This window comes from Tissierellales bacterium (assembly GCA_035301805.1).
In the GTDB taxonomy this organism is placed as follows: domain Bacteria; phylum Bacillota; class Clostridia; order Tissierellales; family DATGTQ01; genus DATGTQ01.
In genome coordinates, this window is record DATGTQ010000091.1 from 1 (window position 1) to 5,653 (window position 5,653).

Sequence of the window (5,653 nt, forward strand, 5' to 3'; positions counted from 1 at the left end):
AATAGTAGAGTATTTTAAAAAAGAATTAGGTGGAATCGGACAAGTTATGGCAACAGATTGTAGCAAGCTGGCACCTGCATTATATGAAGCAGACAAACACTTTATAGTACCTCGAATGAATGAGGAAGGGTATTTAGATGAAATATTATCTATTTGTAAAGAGAATAAGATAAAAATGGTTTTATCATTAATTGATCCAGAACTTAGTTTATTATCTAAAAACAGACAAGCTTTCCTAGACATAGGGACTACACCTATTATCTCTGATTACGATATTATAGAATTATGTTTTGATAAATATAAAATGTATAAGTTCTTAGTAGATAATGATTTTAAAACTGTTAGATCCTATATAGATAAAGAAAAATTTTATAGAGATGTAAATACAGGAATAATAGATTATCCTGTATTTGTAAAGCCGGTTAACGGTAGTGCAAGTATAAATATAAATAAAGTTTATTCTAAAGAAGAAGTGGAACTGCTATTTAATCAGTTTGATAATTTAATGATTCAAGAATATATGGATGGAGTTGAATATGGTGCAGATTGTTATATAGATATGATGTCTAATGAACCAGTAGCTATATTTACAAAAGAAAAGATAAAAATGAGGGCTGGAGAAACAGATAAATCTAGGTCAATTAAAGATAAAAAACTATTTGATTTAATAAAGGATTTTATAATGAAAACAGGACTTAAAGGTGTTATAGATATAGATGTTTTTGAAGTAGATAATGAATATTATATATCAGAAGTGAATCCCAGGTTTGGTGGAGGATATCCACATGGATATGAATGTGGAATTAATATTCCGAAAATGATTATTGAGAATATAAAGGGTAATATTAATGATCCTAAAATTGATAATTACGAAGAAAATATTTATATGATGAAATATAATGAATTAACTATTAAGAAAGAATTTAACTAAGTGTAAAGAGGTGTATATATTGTTAGGTGAAAATATAAGGAAATTTGGATTTTGGATGTTAGATTTTCTAAAAGGTGGGGAGATCAGGAGTCATTATAAAGATATAAAGAGTGTTATGGAAGATAATAATTCTAAAGGACAATCATCTAACAAATATCTGAGTAGATTATTAAACCATGCTGCTAATACAACAGAATATTATTCAGAATATAAAGAATATGAAGATATAAAAGACTTTCCAATAGTAGACAAGAATATTATAAAAGAAAATCGAAAATCAATAATTTCCAATGAGTATGTTGATAAAAAACTACATTCTATGAGTACTAGTGGTTCGACAGGAACTCCTTTTTCTATTGAACAAGATTTAAATAAAAGAAAAAGAGTATTAGCAGAAGTTATATACTTTGGGGAAATTTGTGGTTATGAGTTAGGTGATAAGAATACTTTTTTAAGAGTCTGGACTGATCAAAATAAAAAAAGCAAATTTGGTGCATGGAAACAAAATTTAGTTATGATAGATATCTCTAATCTAGATAAGGAAAATTTAGAAAATGTTAGAAAAAGATTAAAAGGAAAAGATAAGATAAAATGTATAATCGGTTATGCAACTAGTTTAGATATATTAGCCAAATATTTAATTGAGAATGGGGATAGCCCTGAGATGTTTAGTGTAGAGACTGTTATTAGTGGTGCAGAGATTTTAACTGAGACAACAAGAGATAATTTAAAAAAGGTATTTGGTGCAAATATAGTATCAAGGTATTCAAATCAAGAGAATGGTATATTAGCACAAGAACTTGTAAACTCAAAATTTTTTATAATTAATAATGCAAGTTATTACATAGAATTTTTAAAACTGGATTCAGATGAGGAAGCAGAAATAGGAGAATTAGCAAGAATAGTAGTAACAGATCTATTTAATTTTGCTATGCCGGTAATAAGATACGATACAGGAGATTTAGCAGTAGTAGAGAATCATTATAGATATGGGAAGGTAATTAGTGAAATAAAAGGAAGGGAAAGAGATTTTATATATAGTACAGATGGAGAATTAGTGTCTCCTAGCGCTGTAACGGTTAATATGTGGAAGTTTAGTGAGATTAAACAGTATCAGTTAATACAAAATAATAAGAAGGATTATCTACTAAAATTAAACGGGGCAAAAGGTATATATGATGACAAAGAAATAATAAATGTCTACAAATCTTTTTTAGGAGAAGATGCACTAATTAAAATAGATCATATTGAAGGAATACCTTTATTATCTTCAGGGAAATTTCAAACTACTATATGTAATTATGACCCTGCGAATTTTGAATAAAGTACAAGGGATATTGATCAAATGAAATTGGGAGATATATAAATAGAAACAGTTTGCAAACTATTAATTCTGGGAGGCTTTGGGATGGGGAAATTAAATTACATAAAAGAAAGATTTAAAAAAATAGACTATATGATGGAAAATTTTATAGAGGATGACTTAAATATATTTCAGAAAGGATTAGTGATAGTAGATTTAGGACTAGCTATTTTAGTCTATGGTGCTGGCATTACAGATTATTTTCAATATAAATTCTATAGAAGAAAGCATATAGATAAAAAGAAATTTATAGTCCATAGAAAGCGAATGAGAATAGTAAATACTTGTAATGATCTTCAAGATAGGGAAATTTTTAATCACAAATCACAATTCAATGAAATATTTACTGATTATATAGGTCGAGATTGGCGAGATTTAAATCAATGTACTTATGAGGAATTTTATGAATTTACTGAAAAGCATAATAAATTTATAGTAAAGCCAACAGAAGGAAGTCATGGAAAAAACATATATTTTCAAACTATAGATAAAGAGACAGATATAGAAAAATTATATAGTAAAGTAAAATCTGAGAAAGCTCTTGTAGAAGAGATTGTAGTTCAAAATGATATAATAGGTGAGTTTAATCCATCTTCTGTAAATACTCTCAGGGTAGTTACTTTACTGGATAAGAATAATGATCCTAAAATAATGACTGCGAATTTACGTATGGGTCGTGGAGATAGAGTGGCAGATAATTTTCATCATCATGGAATAGCAACATTATTAGATGTTGAAACTGGAATTATTAAAACATCAGGTATAGATGGTGAGGGTAAAAGATATTTATATCATCCTATTACTGGCAAACAAATAGTAGGTTTTAAGGTTCCATATTGGAAAGATGTATGTACAACTGTTAAAGAAGCAGCTAAATTAATTCCTACTGTAAGGTATGTAGGTTGGGATGTAGCCGTAGGAAAAGATGGAAGAATATACATAATAGAAGGTAATTCTGCAGCAGATCCAGATGTATCACAATTACCAGATCAAATTGGTAAATGGCCATTATATGAGCCATATATTGAAGAACTAAAAGAGATGTAAGAAAGGAAATACCTTATGAGTGAAAATAATATTATAAAACTTAGTTTTGTTGGAGATATAATGTGTGAAAAGCCATTATTAAATGCATCTAAAAAAAAGGATGGTAGTTATGATTTTAATTTAGTATTTAAACATATGAAAGAGAGTTTTTCTCAAGCTGATTATATGGTAGGAAATTTAGAAACTGTATGTGCTGGCAGGGAATATGGATATACAGATCATATTTATAATTTCAATACTCCAGATAATATTATAGAAGCAATCAAAGATTCTGGTATAGATATGGTGGCTACTGCTAATAACCACTGTTTAGATAGAGGAGTACAAGGGCTTAAAAGGACTAACGACTTATTAGATAAATATAAGATAGACCATACTGGGACTTTTAATTCTAGAGAAGATAAAGAAAAGTTATTGGTAAAAGATATATCTGGAATAAAAATAGCATTTCTTTCTTACACTTATGGAACTAATACTCAAATTAATAAATTTATATTAGATGAAGAAAACAAGTATATGGTAAATCTATTACAACCACAAAACACTAAAATATATAGTGAAAAAGAAAGTAAGGGTATTAAAGATATAATAGGTAAGATCCTTTTTAGATTTATAACTGTAGAACAATGGATTGGTTTAAAACGAAAATTAAATATGCCTTATAATCATCCTAGATCTGATGATAGTATGGATAGTATTGATGAGAAATATTTAAAGAATATTAAAGAAGATATAAAAAAAGCAAAAGATCAAGCAGATTATGTAATTATGTGTATGCATAGTGGAGGACAGTTTAATAAAGAACCTGGAGAATTTAGTAAATATATGATGAAGTTTATGAAAGAAAATGGGGTAGATTTTGTAGTAGGATCACATCCTCATATAGTCCAACATTATGAAAATATAAATGGAATGCCAGGATTATATTCTCTAGGAAATTTCAATATATCGCCTAGTTCAGTATATATTATACCTGATGGAAAACCAGAATATGGAATTATGTTACATCTATACTTAAATAAAGAAAAAGATAATACTGAGCTTATTAAAGCTAGTTTTACTATTATAAAGATGGTTGAGGACAAAAAAGGACATATTGAAGTCGCACCTGTAGAAAAACTTATTAAAGATGCTAAATCAGAAGATGAAAAGAAAGAGTTAATAAAGGACAATTTATATATTTATAATAGAGTTTTAAATAGTGATATAAGAGATATTGATATTTTAAGTGAGTATGAAATAGAATTATAAATCTAATTGTGAGGTGGTGAAAATATGAGTGAAGCTATAGATTTTATTATAACATGGGTTGATGGTGATGATCCTGAATGGCAAGAAGATAAAGTTAAATATAGTAAGGATATAGATGGAGATAAAAGAAATATAAGATTTAGAGATTGGGATAATTTGCAGTATTGGTTTAGAGCTGTTGAAAACTATGCTCCTTGGGTTAATAAGATACATTTTGTAACCTGTGGGCATTTGCCGCCTTGGTTAAATACAGATTATCCTAAATTAAATATAGTAAAGCATGAGGATTATATTCCAAAAGAATATTTACCTACTTTTAGCTCTCATCCTATAGAATTGAATTTACATAGGATTGATGGTTTGTCTGAAAGATTCGTATATTTTAATGATGATGTTTTTTTAACTAAAGAAGTGGAAAAAGAAGACTTTTTTAAGAATGGATTACCTTGTGATGTAGCTATACCATCACCATGCTCGAGTACTTCAAGATTAGGTATAGGAGCTATTATATCTAATAATATGGAAATTATTAATACTAGATTTAATAAGAAAAAATCTATTAAAGAAAATTTTAAAAAATGGTATAATCCATTTTTATATAAGAAATATTTAATAAGTGTTCTAACTATGGCACCATATAAATATTTTACAAGCTTTCTTAATACTCATATACAATATTCCTATCTTAAAAGTACATTTGTTGAAGTATGGGAAAAAGAGGAAGAGATTTTAAAAGAAACATCTAAGAGTAAGTTTAGGAGTAAGAATGATGTTAATCAGTGGTTAATGAGATATTGGCAATTAGCATCAGGAAAATTTAGTCCTAGAGATATAAACGATGGAAAGTTATTTATGTTAGGAAATGATAATGAAGATGTGTTTAAAGCTATTAGAAATCACAAATATAAAATGATTTGTACAAATGATAAAATTGATATTGATGATTTTGAAAAACAGAAAACTTTGTTGAAAGATTCTTTTCAAAGTATATTACCAAATAAATCAAAATTTGAAATATAAAAATAATATTCAATAGGAGTATTTTTATGATAAAAGAGAAA

At 27.5% G+C, this 5,653-nt stretch carries 5 protein-coding genes; all 5 read left to right on the forward strand.

The window, feature by feature from the left end; genetic code table 11:
• Nucleotides 1-931, forward strand: a 931-nt coding sequence (locus tag VK071_04255; protein HLR34525.1) for an ATP-grasp domain-containing protein, incomplete at its 5' end; no start/stop codon positions are given.
• Nucleotides 932-950: 19 nt separating this feature from the next.
• Nucleotides 951-2,255 carry a hypothetical protein gene (locus VK071_04260; GenBank protein HLR34526.1) on the forward strand — a complete coding sequence of 435 codons (1,305 nt, stop codon included), beginning with the start codon at nucleotides 951-953 and terminating at the stop codon, nucleotides 2,253-2,255.
• An 84-nt stretch (nucleotides 2,256-2,339) separates the two neighbouring features.
• Nucleotides 2,340-3,341 carry a sugar-transfer associated ATP-grasp domain-containing protein gene (locus tag VK071_04265; protein HLR34527.1) on the forward strand — a complete coding sequence of 334 codons (1,002 nt, stop codon included), beginning with the start codon at nucleotides 2,340-2,342 and terminating at the stop codon, nucleotides 3,339-3,341.
• Nucleotides 3,342-3,356: 15 nt separating this feature from the next.
• Nucleotides 3,357-4,592, forward strand: a complete 1,236-nt coding sequence (locus VK071_04270) for a CapA family protein (protein HLR34528.1) — start codon at nucleotides 3,357-3,359, stop codon at nucleotides 4,590-4,592.
• Between the two features lie 24 nt (nucleotides 4,593-4,616).
• Nucleotides 4,617-5,612 (forward strand): Stealth CR1 domain-containing protein, encoded by a 996-nt coding sequence (locus tag VK071_04275; GenBank protein ID HLR34529.1) that lies wholly within the window; start codon nucleotides 4,617-4,619, stop codon nucleotides 5,610-5,612.
• Nucleotides 5,613-5,653: the final 41 nt, after the last annotated feature.

Coding starts and splice junctions, on each gene's coding strand:
- VK071_04265 (HLR34527.1), top strand. CDS start 2,340: ATGGGGAAATTAAATTACATAAAAGAAAGATTTAAAAAAATAGACTAT.
- VK071_04270 (HLR34528.1), top strand. CDS start 3,357: ATGAGTGAAAATAATATTATAAAACTTAGTTTTGTTGGAGATATAATG.
- VK071_04275 (HLR34529.1), top strand. CDS start 4,617: ATGAGTGAAGCTATAGATTTTATTATAACATGGGTTGATGGTGATGAT.